11 protein-coding genes are annotated in these 15,127 nt (G+C 70.8%); 6 read left to right on the top strand and 5 right to left on the bottom strand.

All coding sequences use genetic code 11. From position 1 onward, the window contains the following. Positions 1-63: 63 nt before the first annotated feature. From ACIHAA_RS25905 to ACIHAA_RS25885, 5 genes are all read left to right on the top strand, one after another. Complete coding sequence (locus ACIHAA_RS25905; protein WP_399821135.1) at positions 64-1,335, top strand: ABC transporter substrate-binding protein; 1,272 nt, start codon at positions 64-66, stop codon at positions 1,333-1,335. 229 nt (positions 1,336-1,564) lie between these two features. Continuing rightward, entirely contained in the window at positions 1,565-3,214 is a 1,650-nt protein-coding gene (locus ACIHAA_RS25900; RefSeq protein ID WP_399821133.1) for a glycoside hydrolase family 13 protein, read from the top strand. A gap of 52 nt (positions 3,215-3,266) precedes the next feature. After that, positions 3,267-4,592, top strand: coding sequence for an ABC transporter substrate-binding protein (locus ACIHAA_RS25895; protein ID WP_399821132.1), 1,326 nt, complete (start codon positions 3,267-3,269; stop codon positions 4,590-4,592). 6 nt (positions 4,593-4,598) lie between these two features. Then, a complete protein-coding gene (locus tag ACIHAA_RS25890) occupies positions 4,599-5,960 on the top strand; it encodes an ABC transporter permease subunit (protein WP_399821131.1) in 1,362 nt (453 codons plus the stop codon). Continuing rightward, the gene (locus ACIHAA_RS25885) at positions 5,957-6,796 is read left to right on the top strand and encodes a carbohydrate ABC transporter permease (RefSeq protein WP_399821129.1); all 840 of its coding nucleotides are present in this window, start codon (positions 5,957-5,959) and stop codon (positions 6,794-6,796) included. The genes ACIHAA_RS25890 and ACIHAA_RS25885 overlap by 4 nt, the downstream gene beginning before the upstream one ends. 71 nt (positions 6,797-6,867) lie before the next feature. Here ACIHAA_RS25885 and pgl read toward each other — a convergent pair whose 3' ends face one another. From pgl to tkt, 5 genes are read right to left on the bottom strand one after another with little or no spacing between them, the layout of a single operon-like run. Further along, complete coding sequence (pgl, locus tag ACIHAA_RS25880; protein WP_399821127.1) at positions 6,868-7,650, bottom strand: 6-phosphogluconolactonase; 783 nt, start codon at positions 7,648-7,650, stop codon at positions 6,868-6,870. Continuing rightward, positions 7,647-8,729, bottom strand: coding sequence for a glucose-6-phosphate dehydrogenase assembly protein OpcA (opcA, locus tag ACIHAA_RS25875; protein WP_399821125.1), 1,083 nt, complete (start codon positions 8,727-8,729; stop codon positions 7,647-7,649). Before opcA ends, pgl begins: the two co-directional genes overlap by 4 nt. Beyond that, a complete protein-coding gene (gene zwf, locus ACIHAA_RS25870) occupies positions 8,726-10,258 on the bottom strand; it encodes a glucose-6-phosphate dehydrogenase (RefSeq protein WP_399821123.1) in 1,533 nt (510 codons plus the stop codon). The genes opcA and zwf overlap by 4 nt, the downstream gene beginning before the upstream one ends. A gap of 4 nt (positions 10,259-10,262) precedes the next feature. Next, a complete protein-coding gene (gene tal / locus ACIHAA_RS25865) occupies positions 10,263-11,381 on the bottom strand; it encodes a transaldolase (protein WP_399821122.1) in 1,119 nt (372 codons plus the stop codon). A gap of 34 nt (positions 11,382-11,415) precedes the next feature. Continuing rightward, positions 11,416-13,518 carry a transketolase gene (tkt, locus tag ACIHAA_RS25860; protein WP_399821120.1) on the bottom strand — a complete coding sequence of 701 codons (2,103 nt, stop codon included), beginning with the start codon at positions 13,516-13,518 and terminating at the stop codon, positions 11,416-11,418. Positions 13,519-13,919: 401 nt separating this feature from the next. On the opposite strand from tkt, the gene ACIHAA_RS25855 reads away from it, so the two are divergent. Beyond that, the gene (locus ACIHAA_RS25855) at positions 13,920-14,906 is read left to right on the top strand and encodes a heme o synthase (protein ID WP_399821355.1); all 987 of its coding nucleotides are present in this window, start codon (positions 13,920-13,922) and stop codon (positions 14,904-14,906) included. The last annotated feature ends 221 nt before the right edge of the window (positions 14,907-15,127 follow it).

Here is a 15,127-nt window from a genome sequence, read left to right as displayed (position 1 = left end):
ACAGGTATACATGGCCTCTGACCCGGGCGAGGGTGCCCGGCGCCGGTGTACAGGGAGGAACCTATGCGGTGGACGCGCGCCGCCGGTAGAGGCCTCCTGGTGCTCGCCGTGGTCCTGTCCGGCTATGTCGTCTCGGGTGCCCGCGCCGACGACGGGACTTCGGGGGGCCGCGGCCCGCTCACCCTGGCCACCGCGGGCGACCTCACCGGCTATCTCGGCCCGCTCCTCGACGGCTGGAACCGCACGCACCCCGGCGAGAAGGTCACCCTGGTCGAGCTGCCGGACTCCGCGGACGAGACCCATGCGCAGATGACGACCGACCTGCGCGGGGGCGACCGCAGCCGGTTCGACGTCCTCAACATCGATGTCGCCTGGACCTCCGAGTTCGCGGCGGCGGGCTGGATCCGGCCGCTGCCCCGCGACCGCTTCCCGCTGAAGAGCTTCCTGCCGCCGGTCGTCGGCACGGCGACCTGGAACGGGCGGCTCTACGCGGTCCCTTACGTCACCAACGCCGGTCTGCTGCTGTACCGCAAGGACCTCCTCGCCAAGGAGGGCGTGGCGCCGCCGCGCACCTGGGCGGAGCTGGAGCGGGACGCCCGGACCATCGCCCCGAAGTACGGACTCGACGGCTACGCGGGCCAGTTCCTGCCCTACGAGGGCCTCACCGTCAACGCGGCCGAGGCCGTGTACTCGGCGGGCGGCACCATCCTCGGCGACGAGGGCGAGCGGGTCACCGTGAACTCGGCCGCGGCCCGCGAGGGCATCGGCTTCCTGGCCCGCGGGGTGCGCGAGGGCTGGATACCGAGGGCGGCGCTGACCTACAAGGAGGAGGAGTCCAAGCAGGCATTCCAGGACGGGCGGCTGCTCTTCCTGCGCAACTGGCCCTACGCGTATGTCGCCGCCTCCGCCCCGGGCTCGAAGGTCGCCGGGAAGGTGGGCGCCGTGCCGCTGCCGGGGCCGCACGGGCCCGGGACCAGTGTTCTCGGCGGCTCCAACCTGGCCGTCAACTCCCATGCGCGGCACCCCGACTCCGCTGCGCGCCTGATCGCCTATCTGACCGGTGAGCAGGTCCAGCGCCAGGTCCTGACGCGTGGCGCGCTGCCGCCGGTGCGGGCCGCGCTCTACGACGACCCCGACCTGGTACGGCGGTTCCCCTATCTGCCGACCCTGCGGGCGAGCGTGCTGTCCGCCGCCCCGCGCCCCAAGAGCCCGCGCTACGACCAGGTCAGCCTGGTCGTGCAGGCGGTCGTCCATGACGCCCTGACCGGGCAGGAGACACCCGGGAGCGCGGTGCGGCGGCTCGCCCGGGAGCTGGCGGCCGTCCCCGGCCACTGAGCCGTCCCCTCATGAGGGCGGGTTCCTAGTTGCATGTTAGGTAACGCCAGGGTCTCACCTGGCCTCGATGTGGGTAGATTCGCCCCACTATGCCGCGCCAACTGGTCGGTAGCTTCGGTCTGTTCATTGACACCCCGCTGACACGCCTACTTAACATGCATGCATACCAGCAGGGCTCTCGCCGGGCGTCGCCCCGGAGCCCTCCCGCACGCACAGACAGGTCCACGGGGTGAGTCTCGAGCGCATCCGCACCCACCACTGGTGGCGCGACGCAGTGATCTACCAGGTGTACGTCCGCAGCTTCCTGGACAGCACCGGCGACGGCGTCGGCGATCTCGCCGGTGTCCGGGCCGGGCTGCCGTATCTGAAGAAGCTCGGCGTCGACGGGATCTGGCTGAGCCCCTTCTACCCCTCGCCGCAGCACGACCACGGCTACGACGTCGCCGACTACTGCGACGTCGACCCGCTCTTCGGCGACCTCGCGGAGTTCGACCTGCTGACGGCGGCCGCCCACCGGCTCGGCATCAAGGTCCTCCTCGACATCGTCCCCAACCACTGCTCCAGCGCGCACCCGTGGTTCCGCGAGGCACTCGCCGCCGCGCCGGGAGACCCGGCCCGCACCCGCTTCCACTTCGCCGACGGCCGGGGGCCGGACGGCGGGCTGCCGCCCAACAACTGGCACGCCATGTTCGGCGGACCGGCCTGGAGCCGGGTCACCGAGGCGGACGGCCGCCCCGGCCAGTGGTATCTGCACATGTTCACGCCCGAACAGCCCGACTGGAACTGGCGCACCCCCGAGGTCGCCGCCGAGTTCGACCGGACGCTGCGCTTCTGGCTGGACCGGGGCGTCGACGGTTTCCGTATCGATGTGGCCGCCGGGCTCTTCAAGCACCCCGCACTGCCGGACTCCCCGGACCCGGAGGCCGACGCCCGCACCCGCGACTCGGTCAACCCGCTCGCCTGGAACCGGCCCGAGGTGCACGGGGTCTGGCGGCACTGGCGCGCGGTGTGCGAGGAGTACACCGCACGGGACGGCCGGGAGCGCCTGCTGGTCGGCGAGGTCTCCGTGCCCACCGCCCGCGAACACGCCCGCTATGTCCGCCCCGACGAACTGCACCAGGCGTTCTTCTTCGACCTCCTCGGCGCCCCCTGGGACCCCGACGCCTTCCGCAAGGTGATCTCGGAGGCCATGCAGGACATCGCCGGGACGGGATCCACCGTCACCTGGGTGCTCAACAACCACGACCAGGTCCGCACGGTCACCCGCTACGGGGAGCCCGCCGCCGAGGGGAGCGGCCTGGGCACCGCCCGCGCCCGGGCCGCCGCGCTGCTGATGCTGGCGCTGCCCGGCGCCGCGTACATCTACCAGGGCGAGGAGCTGGGCCTGCCCGAGGTCGTCGACCTGCCCGACGACGTCCTCACCGACCCGATCTTCCGCCGCACCGGCAGCCGCGCCCGGATCCGCGACGGCTGCCGGGTGCCGCTGCCCTGGTCGGGCAAGGCCTCCCCGTTCGGCTTCACCTCGGGAGCCGAAGGTGCCAAGCCCTGGCTGCCGCAGCCCGAGTGGTTCGCCGAGCACGCCACTGAACGGGCGCTCGCCGACACCCGCTCCTTCTGGCACCTCTACCGCGATGGACTCCAACTGCGTTCCGCACTGCCCCAGTTGGGGGAGGGCGACCTGCGCTGGCTGGACACCCCGCCCGGCGTCCTCTCCTTCGTCCGCGGCGACGGCCTGGTCTGCGCGGTCAACTTCGGCACCGCGCCCACCCCCGCTCCCGTCCCCGGTACCCCGCTGCTGGCCAGCGGTCCCTGTCCGCCCGGTGTGCTCGCGGGGTCCACGGCCGCCTGGTGGATCACCGACGACGCGCCCGCCCGCTGACCCCCTGGCCCCGGGCCTCCGCAGTTTCCCACTCCCCGAAGGGACATCAACGATGATGCGACGACGTACCACCCTGCTCACCGGCTGCACCGCCCTGGCCCTCGCGCTCGGCGCCACCGCCTGCGGCGGCGGACCGGTCTCGGCCGGCGGCGGGGACAAGGCCCTCAGCGGCCAGACGGTCACCGTGGCCGGTGTCTGGTCGGGCAGCGAACAGAAGAACTTCCAGAAGGTGCTGGACGCCTTCACCGAGAAGACCGGCGCCAAGACCCAGTTCGTGTCCACCGGCGACAATGTCTCCACTGTCGTCGGCAGCAAGATCGAGGGCGGCAACGCCCCCGACGTGGTGATGGTCCCCCAGGTCGGCGTTCTTCAGCAGTTCGCCAAGAAGGGCTGGCTCAAGCCGCTGTCGTCGACCGCCCGGGGGACCGTCGACGCCGACTACGCGTCCGTCTGGAAGAAGTACGGCAGCGTCGACGGCACCCTCTACGGCCTCTACTTCAAGGCCGCCCACAAGTCGACCGTCTGGTACAGCCCCGAGGCACTCACCCAGGCCGGGGTCAAGGCACCGAAGACCTATGACGAGATGCTCAAGGCCGGGCACACCGTCTCCGACTCCGGACTCGCCGCCTTCGCCGTCGCGGGCCAGGACGGCTGGACCCTCACCGACTGGTTCGAGAACGTCTATCTCTCCCAGGCCGGACCCGAGAAGTACGACGCCCTCGCCGCCCACCGGCTGAAGTGGACCGACCCGAGTGTGGTGAGCGCGCTCACCACACTCGGCACGCTCTTCAAGGACAAGCAGCTGATCGCGGGCGGCCGGCAGGAGGCCCTCAACACCGACTTCCCCGGCTCCGTCGAGAAGGTCTTCGGCCCCAAGCCCCAGGCGGGCATGGTCTACGAGGGCGACTTCGTCGCCGGGGTCGCCCACGACCAGTTCGGCAAGGAGATCGGCAGGGACGCGGACTTCTTCCCCTTCCCGGCCGTCGGCGGCGGCACCGCACCCGTGGTCAGCGGCGGCGACGCGGCGGTCGTCCTCAAGGACGGCAAGAACGCCGCCGCCGGAATGAAACTGCTGGAGTACCTCGCGACCCCCGAGGCGGCGGCCGTCTGGGCGAAGGCGGGCGGCTTCCTCTCCCCGAACAGGAAGCTCGGCCTCTCCTCCTACGGCGACGACGTCAGCCGCGCCACCGCCAAGTCCCTGATCGCCGCCGGGGACTCGGTCCGCTTCGACATGTCCGACCAGGCACCCGCGGCCTTCGGCGGCACCAAGGGCACCGGCGAGTGGAAGATCCTCCAGGACTTCCTGCGCGACCCGTCGAACCCCAGGGCGACCGCGGTCGCACTGGAGGCCGCGGCGGCCAAGGCCTACCAGGGCTGAGGGCCGATGACCGCCACCACGCTCGCGAAGGGGGCGGACGCACCGTCCGCCGCCCTTGCCGCCCGGCCCCGGCGCACCCGGCGCCGCGGCCGGACCGTCGCCCTGCTGTTCGTCCTGCCCGCGCTGCTGCTGCTCGGCGCGCTCGTCGTCTACCCCGTGCTCTTCTCCGTCGGCCGCAGCTTCTTCGACGCCTCCGGCACCCGCTTCGTGGGCGCGGGCAACTACACCGAGATGTTCCGCGACCCGGCCACCCTGAAGGCCGTCCGCAACACCGCGATCTGGGTCGTCGTCGCCCCGGCGCTGCTGACCGGCCTGGGCCTGATCCTGGCCGTCCTGGTCGAGAAGGTCCGCTGGGCCACCGCGTTCAAACTGCTGCTCTTCATGCCGATGGCCGTGTCCTTCCTCGCCGCAGGCATCATCTTCCGGCTCGCCTACGACCAGGACCCGGACAAGGGCGTCCTGAACGCCGCCGTGGTCTCCGTCCACGACGCCTTCGAGGGCACCTCCTCGTACCCGACCGCCCGGGCCCGCCAGGGGCAGGGGCTCACCCAGAACCGGGACGGCTCCTACACCACCGGCCGGGGGGTGGCGCCCGGCACCTCGGTGGCGCTCCCGATGGTCGGCGTGCTGCCCGGGGACCTGCCCAAGGGTGCCGAACCCGCCGCCGCGGCGGCCGCCCGCCGTGCCGCCCCCGGTGAACTGCGCGGTGTGGTCTACCTGGACTTCACCCCCGGCGGGGGAGGGCGGCAGGGCAGGGTCGACCCACGGGAGAGCGGCCTGCCGGGAATGGCGGTCGAGGCGGTGCGCGACGGGCGGACCGCGGCGCACACCACGACCGCGGCCGACGGCTCCTTCCGCTTCCCGGGGCTCGCCCCCGGCTCGTACACGGTGAAACTGCCCGCGGCCAACTTCGCGCCGCCCTACCAGGGCGTCTCCTGGCTCGGACCGGCCCTGGTCACCCCCGCGATCATCGGGGCCTACCTGTGGATCTGGACCGGCTTCGCGATGGTGCTGATCGGCGCGGGACTGTCCACCCTGCCGCGGGACGCGCTGGAGGCGGCACGGATGGACGGGGCGAACGAATGGCAGATCTTCCGGCGGATCACCGTACCGCTGCTCGCCCCCGTGCTCACCGTCGTCTTCGTGACCCTCGTCATCAATGTGCTGAAGGTCTTCGACCTCGTCTACATCATCGCGCCCGGCCCGGTGCAGGAGGACGCGACGGTGCTCGCGACGCAGATGTGGCTGGTGTCCTTCGGCGGGGGCGACAACCAGGGCCTCGGCAGCGCGCTCGGCGTGCTGCTCCTGCTGCTGGTGGTCCCCGCGATGGTGTTCAACGTCCGCCGTTTCCGAAGGAGTCAGCGATGAACGCGGTCAGGCGCGCTCTGGGCAGCGGGCTGGTGCAGGCCTTCCTGGTGGTGATCGGACTGGTCTGGCTCACCCCGCTGGCGGGACTGTTCGTCTCGTCGCTGCGGTCGGCCGGGGACAGCGCGAAGGGCGGCTGGTGGACGGCGCTGGCCAGTCCGGGACAGCTGTCCTTCGACAACTACACGGCGCTGCTGAAGAACGCCGGGATCACCCAGGCGTTCTGGAACACGGTCATGATCTCCGTACCGACCACCGTCCTGGTCGTGGTGATCGCGGCACTCGCCGGATATGCCTTCGCCTGGCTGGACTTCCCCGGCCGCGAACCACTCTTCCTGCTGGTGGTGGCGCTGCTGGTGGTGCCGGTGCAGATCGGTCTGCTGCCGGTCGCCAAGCTCTTCGGACAGCTGGGCCTCTTCGGCACCATCCCCGGAGTCGTCCTCTTCCATGTGGCCTACGGGCTGCCGTTCGCGGTGTTCCTGCTGCGGAACTACTTCGCCGAGATGCCCAAGGAGATGCTGGAGGCGGCGCGGATGGACGGCGGGAACGAGTGGCGCATCTTCACCCGGCTCGTCCTGCCGGTGGGGCGGCCCGCCCTCGCCAGCCTGGCCATCTTCCAGTTCCTGTGGGTGTGGAACGACATGCTGGTGGCCCTGCTGTTCGCGGACAGCTCCGCCCAGCCGCTCACCGTCGAACTCCAGTCGCAGATCCGGCAGTTCGGCAGCAATATCGATGTCCTGGCGCCGGGGGCGTTCCTGTCCCTGATCGTGCCGGTGGCGGTGTTCTTCGCCTTCCAGCGGCACTTCGTCCAGGGGGTCATGGCGGGCTCGGTCAAGTAGCCGCGCACACAAGGCAATCCGCGCCGGATGGGCCGTCACCCGGTCCGTCCGGCGCGGAGCCGTACCGTCCGTCAGGCGGACGCCGGCGGATACAGCGACCTCGGCAGCTGGGCGGCCGCCGCCGCGTCCAGCAGCCACAGGGTGCGGGACCTGCCCCGCGCACCGGCCGCGGGGGCCTGGATCTCGCCCGCGCCCGACAGCGCGATCGCCACCGCCTGCGCCTTGTCCGCACCGGCCGCCAGCAGCCACACCTCACGGGCCGAGCGGATCGCCGGCAGGGTCAGGCTGACCCGGGTCGGCGGCGGCTTGGGCGCGCCGTGCACCCCGACCACCGTCCGCTCGGTCTCCCGCACCGCGGGCAGCTCCGGGAAGAGCGAGGCCACATGGGTGTCCGGGCCGACGCCCAGCATCAGCACGTCGAAGGCGGGGGCCGAGCCGTGGTTCTCGGGCCCCGCGGCCCGGGCCAGCTCCGCCGCGTAGGACTCGGCCGCGGCTTCCACATCGGCTCCGTACGGGCCGTCCGACGCGGGCATGGGATGCACGCGCTTCGGGTCCAGCGGGACGGAGTCGAGCAGCGCCTCGCGCGCCTGGGTGTAGTTGCGCTCCGGGTCGCCGTCCGGCAGATACCGCTCGTCGCCCCACCACAGGTCCAGGCGAGTCCAGTCGACGGCGTCCCGGGCGGGCGCGGCGGCGAGCGCGGCCAGCAGGCCGTTGCCGTTGCGGCCGCCGGTCAGCACGATCGAGGCGGAGCCCCGGGAGGCCTGCGCGTCCACGATCTTCGTGATCAGCCGGGCTGCGGCGGCCTGCGCCATCAGCTCCTTGTCGTGGTGCACCACGAGCTGGGGAGTGCTCACTTCGCCGCCGCCTTCTTCGCCGGAGCCTTGCGGGCGGCCCGCTTCGCGGGCGCCTTCGCAGCGGTCCGCTCCGGTGCGTCGCCCGCCTTCTCGTCCTTGGCCGTCGCCCCGTCCGAGGGTGCGGCCTCCCGGCCGTCCGCCTCCGGCTCGTCCGTGGTGATCAGCCGCTGCACCCCGTACCGCAGAGCGGCCGCGTAGGTGTCGTCCGGGTCGAGCCGTCGCAGCTCCTCCGCGATCAGCTCGGAGGTGTCGCGCCGCTTGAGCGCCACCGCCCGGTCCGGCTGCCCCTCGATGGCGAGGGTGGCCAGCGAGCCGTCCGCCCGGCCGAGGGAGACCGGACCGCAGCTGGTCTGCATCCGTACGGCCGTGAGGCCGGGACCGGCGGACGGCGAGCGCCGGACGGGGACGTCCAGCCGGTCCGCGAGCCACATCGCGAGCAGCTCACAGCTCGGGTTGAACTCCTCGCCCTCCACCTCGACGGCCGTCACCGTGCAGGTGACCTGGTCGAGGGCGGCGGCCAGCATCGAGCGCCAGGGCGTGATGCGGGTCCACGACAGATCGGTGTCGCCGGGCGTGTAGGCGTCGGCGCGGGCGGACAGCTCCCGCACCGGGGTCTCGGCCGTGTAGGAGTCGGTGACCCGGCGCTGGGCGAGCGCGCCGAGGGGATCGCGGGCCGGGTCGAGCGGGGCGTTCACCGGCCACCACACGACCACGGGGGCGTCCGGAAGCAGCAGCGGCAGCACCACCGAGTCGGCGTGGTCGGACACCTCGCCGTACAGCCGCAGGACGACCGTCTCCCCGGTGCTCGCCTCCGCGCCCACCCGCACCTCGGCGTCCAGCCGCGAGGACGTGCGGTCGCGCGGGGAGCGCGAGACGCGCTTGATGACGACCAGGGTGCGCGAGGGGTGCTCCCGGGAGGCGTCGTTGGCGGCCCTCAGGGCGTCGTAGGCGTTCTCCTCGTCGGTGACGATGACCAGGGTGAGCACCATGCCGACGGCGGGGGTGCCGATGGCCCGGCGGCCCTCCACCAGCGCCTTGTTGACCTTGCTGGCCGTGGTGTCCGTGAGATCCATCTTCATGGGCGGCGCCAGCTCCGTCCGTCTCGTTCCAGCATCGTGTCGGCCTCGACGGGCCCCCAGGTGCCGGCCGGGTACTGTGCGGGCTTCCCGTGCTTCTCCCAGTACGTCTCGATCGGGTCGAGGATCTCCCAGGACAGCTCGACCTCCTCGGTGCGCGGGAAGAGGTTGGAGTCGCCGAGCAGGACGTCCAGGATCAGACGCTCGTACGCCTCGGGGCTGGACTCGGTGAAGGACTCGCCGTAGGCGAAGTCCATGGACACGTCCCGGATCTCCATCGAGGTGCCCGGCACCTTGGAGCCGAAGCGGACGGTGACGCCCTCGTCCGGCTGGACGCGGATGACGACCGCGTTCTGCCCGAGTTCCTCGGTGGCGGTGGAGTCGAAGGGGGAGTGCGGGGCGCGCTGGAAGACCACCGCGATCTCGGTGACCCGGCGGCCCAGCCGCTTGCCGGTGCGCAGATAGAAGGGGACGCCCGCCCAGCGGCGGTTGTCGATGCCCAGCTTGACCGCGGCGTAGGTGTCGGTCCGCGACTGGGGGTCGATGCCCTCTTCCTGGAGGTAGCCGGTGACCTTCTCGCCGCCCTGCCAGCCCGCCGTGTACTGGGCGAACACCGTGTCGCGGCCCAGGTCCCCGGGCAGCCGCACGGCGCCGAGCACCTTGGTCTTCTCGGCGGCGAGCGCGTCCGCGTCGAAGGAGGAGGGCTCCTCCATGGCGGTCAGCGCCAGCAGCTGGAGCAGATGGTTCTGGATGACGTCGCGGGCGGCGCCGATGCCGTCGTAGTACCCGGCTCGGCCGCCGATGCCGATGTCCTCCGCCATCGTGATCTGGACGTGGTCCACGAAGGACCGGTTCCAGATCGGCTCGAACATCGTGTTGGCGAAGCGCAGCGCCAGGATGTTCTGGACGGTCTCCTTGCCCAGGTAGTGGTCGATGCGGAAGACCTGGTCCGGGGCGAAGACCTCGTGCACGATCGCGTTCAGCTCCTCGGCCGACTTCAGATCGTGGCCGAAGGGCTTCTCGATGACCGCGCGGCGCCAGGAGCCGTCCTTCTGGTCGGCCAGGCCGTGCTTCTTCAGCTGCTGGATGACCACCGGGAAGGAGCGCGGCGGAACCGAGAGGTAGAAGGCGAAGTTGCCGCCCGTGCCCTGGGCCTTGTCCAGCTCGTCGATGGTGCCGCGCAGCCGCTCGAAGGCCTCGTCGTCGTCGAAGGTGCCCTGCACGAAGCGCATGCCCTGGATGAGCTGCTGCCAGACCTCCTCGCGGAAGGGGGTGCGGGCGTGCTCCTTGACCGCGTCGTGGACCTCCTTGGCGAAGTCCTCGTTCTGCCACTCGCGGCGGGCGAAGCCGATGAGCGAGAAGCCCGGCGGCAGCAGACCGCGGTTGGCCAGGTCGTAGACGGCAGGCATCAGCTTTTTACGTGACAAATCGCCCGTAACGCCGAAGATCACCAGGCCCGACGGCCCCGCGATACGCGGGAGCCGTCGGTCCGCGGCGTCACGAAGCGGATTCGCTCCGTGTACGGATGTCAAGATGTCAGCCCTCCGAGGGGGCGAGGCGCTTCAGCTCCGCCTCGGTCGACTTCAGGAGGTCGTTCCAGGACGACTCGAACTTCTCGACGCCCTCGTCCTCCAGGACCTGGACCACGTCGTCGTACGAGATCCCGAGCTTCTCGACCGCGTCCAGCACGGCGCGCGCCTGCTCGTAGGTCCCGGCGACGGTGTTACCGGTGATCTCGCCGTGGTCCTCGGTGGCCGCCAGGGTGGCCTCCGGCATGGTGTTCACCGTGTTCGGCGCTACCAGGTCCACGACGTACATGGTGTCCCGGTAGGACGGGTCCTTCACGCCGGTGGACGCCCACAGCGGACGCTGCTTGTTGGCCTGCGCCTTGTCCAGGGCGAGCCAGCGGTCGCTGCCGAAGACCTCCTCATAGGCCTCGTAGGCCAGGCGGGCGTTGGCGACGGCCGCCTTGCCGCGCAGCTCCTTGGCCTCGGGGGTGCCGAGGGCCTCGAGCCGCTTGTCGATCTCGGTGTCCACGCGGGACACGAAGAAGGACGCCACCGAGTGGATCTTGGACAGGTCCAGGCCGCGCTCCTTGGCCTTCTCCAGGCCGCTCAGGTAGGCGTCCATGACCTTGCGGTAGCGGTCCAGCGAGAAGATCAGCGTGACATTGACGCTGATGCCGTTGGCGATCGTCTCGGTGATCGCCGGGAGACCCGCCTCGGTGGCCGGGATCTTGATCAGTGTGTTCGGGCGGTCGACCAGCCAGGCCAGCTGCCTGGCCTCGGCGACGGTGGCCCGGGTGTTGTGCGCCAGACGGGGGTCGACCTCGATCGACACCCGGCCGTCCTGGCCCTGCGTCGCGTCGAACACCGGGCGCAGGATGTCGGCGGCGTCCCGGACGTCCGCCGTGGTGATCATGCGGATCGCCTCTTCGACGGTGACCTTGCGGGCGGCGAGGTCGGCGAGCTGCTGCTCGTAGCCGTCGCCCGACGAGATCGCCTTCTGGAAGATCGTCGGGTTGGTGGTGACGCCCACGACGTGCTGCTGGTCGATCAGTTCGGCGAGGTTGCCGGACGTGATCCGCTTGCGCGACAGGTCGTCCAGCCAGATCGCGACGCCTTCCTCGGAGAGGCGCTTGAGTGCGTCTGTCATGGAAAATGCATCTCCTACGTGTCGTATATCAGCGTCAGCGCTGGGCTGCGGCGATCGATTCCCGGGCGGCGGATGCGACGTTCTCGGCAGTGAAGCCGAACTCGCGGAAGAGCACCTTGGCGTCGGCCGAAGCGCCGAAGTGCTCCAGGGAAACGATGCGGCCCGCGTCCCCGACGAAGCGGTGCCAGGTCAGACCGATACCGGCCTCGACCGCGACCCGCGCCCTCACCGACGGCGGCAGGACGCTGTCCCGGTACCCCTGGTCCTGCTCCTCGAACCACTCCACCGACGGCATCGACACGACCCGCGTCGGAACGCCCTCGGCCTGGAGCTGCTCGCGCGCCTCCACGGTGAGGTGCACCTCGGAGCCGGTGGCGATCAGGATCACCTGCGGCTCGGCGGCGGCACCGTCGGCGCCCTCCGCCTCGAACATCACATAACCGCCGCGCACGGTGTCCTCGTTGGGCTCGTACGTCGGCACGCCCTGACGGGTCAGCGCGAGGCCGTGCGGGGCGCCCTTGGCGAACTCCTTGGTCCAGCGCCGCTGGATCTCGCGCCAGGCGATCGCGGTCTCGTTGGCGTCGGCCGGGCGGACCACGTTCAGACCCGGGATGGCCCGCAGGCTGGCCAGGTGCTCGACCGGCTGGTGGGTCGGGCCGTCCTCGCCCAGGCCGATGGAGTCGTGCGTCCACACATACGTCACCGGCAGGTGCATCAGCGCCGACAGCCGCACCGCGTTGCGCATGTAGTCGGAGAACACCAGGAAGGTGCCGCCGTAGACGCGGGTGTTGCCGTGCAGCGTGATGCCGTTCATCTCCGCGGCCATGGAGTGCTCGCGGATGCCGAAGTGGATCGTGCGGCCGTAGGGGTCCGCCTCCGGCAGCGGGTTGTCCGCCGGCAGGAACGAGCTGTTCTTGTCGATGGTGGTGTTGTTGGAGCCGGCCAGGTCGGCCGAGCCGCCCCACAGCTCCGGAATGACCGCACCCAGGGCCTGGAGCACCTTGCCGGACGCGGCACGGGTGGCCACGGCCTTGCCCGTCTCGAAGACCGGGAGCTTCTCCTCCCAGCCCGCGGGCAGTTCGCCCTTGCTGATGCGGTCGTACTCGGCGGCGCGCTCCGGGTTGGCGTTGCGCCATTCCTGGAAGCCCTTGTCCCACTCCGCCTTGGCCTCGCGGCCCCGCTCCAGCGCGCCGCGGGTGTGGTTCAGGACCTCGTCCGCGACGAAGAACTGCTTCTCGGGGTCGAAACCGAGGACGCGCTTGGTGGCCGCGACCTCCTCGTCGCCCAGCGCCGAGCCGTGGGCGGCCTCGGTGTTCTGGGCGTTCGGGGCGGGCCAGGCGATGATCGAGCGCATCGCGATGAAGGACGGCCGGTCGGTGACCTTCTTCGCCTGCTCGATCGCGTCGTAGAGGGCGTGCGGGTCCAGGTCGCCGTCCGGCTTCGGCGCCACGCGCTGCACATGCCAGCCGTAGGCCTCGTAGCGCCGGACGGTGTCCTCGGAGACCGCGGTCTCGGTGTCGCCCTCGATCGAGATGTGGTTGTCGTCCCACAGCAGGATCAGATTGCCGAGCTGCTGGTGGCCGGCCAGCGAGGACGCCTCCGCGGAGATGCCCTCCTGGAGGCAGCCGTCACCGGCGATGCAGTAGATGAAGTGGTCGAAGGGCGAGGTGCCCTCGGCCGCCTCCGGGTCGAACAGGCCGCGCTCGTAACGGGAGGCCATGGCCATGCCCACCGCGTTGGCGACACCCTGGCCCAGCGGGCCGGTCGTCGTCTCCACACCCACCGTGTGCCCGTACTCCGGGTGGCCGGGGGTCTTCGAGCCCCAGGTGCGGAAGGTTTCGAGATCGTGCAGCTCCAGGCCGAAACCGGCCAGGTAGAGCTGGGTGTAGAGGGTCAGGGACGAGTGGCCCGCGGACAGCACGAAACGGTCGCGGCCCACCCAGTCGGCGTCCGCCGGGTCATGGCGCATCACCTTCTGGAAGAGGGTGTAGGCGGCCGGAGCCAGGCTCATCGCCGTACCCGGATGGCCGTTGCCGACCTTCTGTACGGCATCGGCGGCCAGGACGCGGGCGGTGTCCACGGCCCGCTGGTCCAACTCGGTCCACTCGAGGTCTGTGGTGGTCGGCTTGGTGCTCACCCTGAGTCAGGGCTCCTCTCCACATGTCGAATGCCGGTGCACTGGACGCCCACCGGCCGCTGCTGAGCCTACCCCCGTGAGTACGTGCGTCTTTTCGAGTCATTCCAGACTGCCGGGAGTCGCTGCGATCCGCCTCCCGACCGGCCTGAACGGTATTCGTCAGATGAATACGGGGCCGCTCATTCGACTGCTCAATCGAGCGGTTCCCGGCTCGCTCATTCCCCCTTCTTCCGGCCGCCCGCCGGGCGGGTCCCGCCGCTCACCTGCGCACCCGCCCGCGCCTCCAACACGACTGACCCCCGCGAAGGGCGGGCTGGGGGCAACGTCTAGAGTTGCGTGGGTACGCGCGAGCCTTTACCGCAAGTTCACAAGCCCGGGCTCGCTGGATGTCTCTGTCAGGGGTGTACGTGACGGCCGTCGAATCCCGTCCGCTGGGTGGGGGTACCACCCATGCCCTTCAGGCCACGGGGGAGCTCGGGACGAGCAGCAGCCGGGACCAGCGGCCGTTTGGGGCGCGGTTCAAGGCGTTCGTGGCGCTGACCAAGCCGCGGATCATCGAACTGCTGCTGATCACCACGGTCCCGGTGATGTTCCTCGCCCAGCAGGGTGTGCCGAGCCTGAAGCTCGTGGTGCTCACCTGCCTCGGGGGTTACCTCTCCGCGGGCGGTGCCAATGCGCTGAACATGTACATCGACCGCGACATCGACGCGCTCATGGAGCGTACGTCGCAGCGTCCGCTGGTCACCGGCATGGTCAGCCCCCGTGAGTGCCTCGCCTTCGGCATCTCGCTGGCGGTCGTCTCCACGCTGCTGTTCGGTTTGACCGTCAACTGGCTGTCCGCCTGGCTGTCGCTCGGAGCGCTGCTCTTCTACGTCGTCGTCTACACGATGCTCCTCAAACGGCGCACCTCCCAGAACATCGTCTGGGGCGGTATCGCCGGCTGCCTCCCGGTCCTCATCGGATGGTCCTCCGTCACCGACTCCATGTCGTGGGCGCCGGTCATCCTCTTCCTCGTCATGTTCTTCTGGACGCCGCCGCACTACTGGCCGCTGTCCATGAAGGTCAAGGAGGACTACGCCCGGGTGGGCGTCCCGATGCTGCCGGTCATCGCCTCCAACAAGGTGGTCGCCCGCCAGATCGTGATCTACAGCTGGGTGATGGTCGTGGTCTCGCTGCTGCTCACCCCGCTCGGCTACACCGGCTGGTTCTACACGACCGTCGCCCTCGCGGCGGGCGGCTGGTGGCTGTGGGAGGCGCACGCGCTCCAGAACCGCGCGCGGGCGGAGGCGGAGGGCGCGAAGCTCAAGGAGATGCGCCTGTTCCACTGGAGCATCACCTATGTCTCGCTGCTGTTCGTGGCGGTGGCCGTGGACCCGTTCCTGCGCTAGGGCCTCTCGTGTGGATCAGGCCGGGCTCGCGGGCCCTGGCACCGAAAGACCCCAGCCGCCCCCGGAACACCGGGAACCCGTGACGGGAGGGGTGGGGGGGGCCCGCCCCCCCCCCCCCCCCCCCCCCCGTGTTTTAATAAGGGGGGGGAAAAAGGGCCCGGCCCGCACCCCCCCCCGGTGAGGGGGGGCCGCCCCCCCCCACCGCCCCCCCCCCCCGCGCC

It is taken from the genome of Streptomyces sp. NPDC052040 (genome assembly GCF_044548405.1).
Taxonomy (GTDB): domain Bacteria; phylum Actinomycetota; class Actinomycetes; order Streptomycetales; family Streptomycetaceae; genus Streptomyces.
The sequence above is the reverse complement of the archived record's forward strand: the minus strand, read 5'-3'. Positions and strand labels throughout refer to the sequence as shown.

Excerpts from the sequence above, each read along its gene's own strand:
- ACIHAA_RS25890 (WP_399821131.1), top strand. The coding sequence starts at position 4,599 with ATGACCGCCACCACGCTCGCGAAGGGGGCGGACGCACCGTCCGCCGCC.
- opcA (WP_399821125.1), bottom strand. The coding sequence starts at position 8,729 with ATGAAGATGGATCTCACGGACACCACGGCCAGCAAGGTCAACAAGGCG.
- tal (WP_399821122.1), bottom strand. The coding sequence starts at position 11,381 with ATGACAGACGCACTCAAGCGCCTCTCCGAGGAAGGCGTCGCGATCTGG.
- ACIHAA_RS25895 (WP_399821132.1), top strand. The coding sequence starts at position 3,267 with ATGATGCGACGACGTACCACCCTGCTCACCGGCTGCACCGCCCTGGCC.
- ACIHAA_RS25885 (WP_399821129.1), top strand. The coding sequence starts at position 5,957 with ATGAACGCGGTCAGGCGCGCTCTGGGCAGCGGGCTGGTGCAGGCCTTC.
- ACIHAA_RS25905 (WP_399821135.1), top strand. The coding sequence starts at position 64 with ATGCGGTGGACGCGCGCCGCCGGTAGAGGCCTCCTGGTGCTCGCCGTG.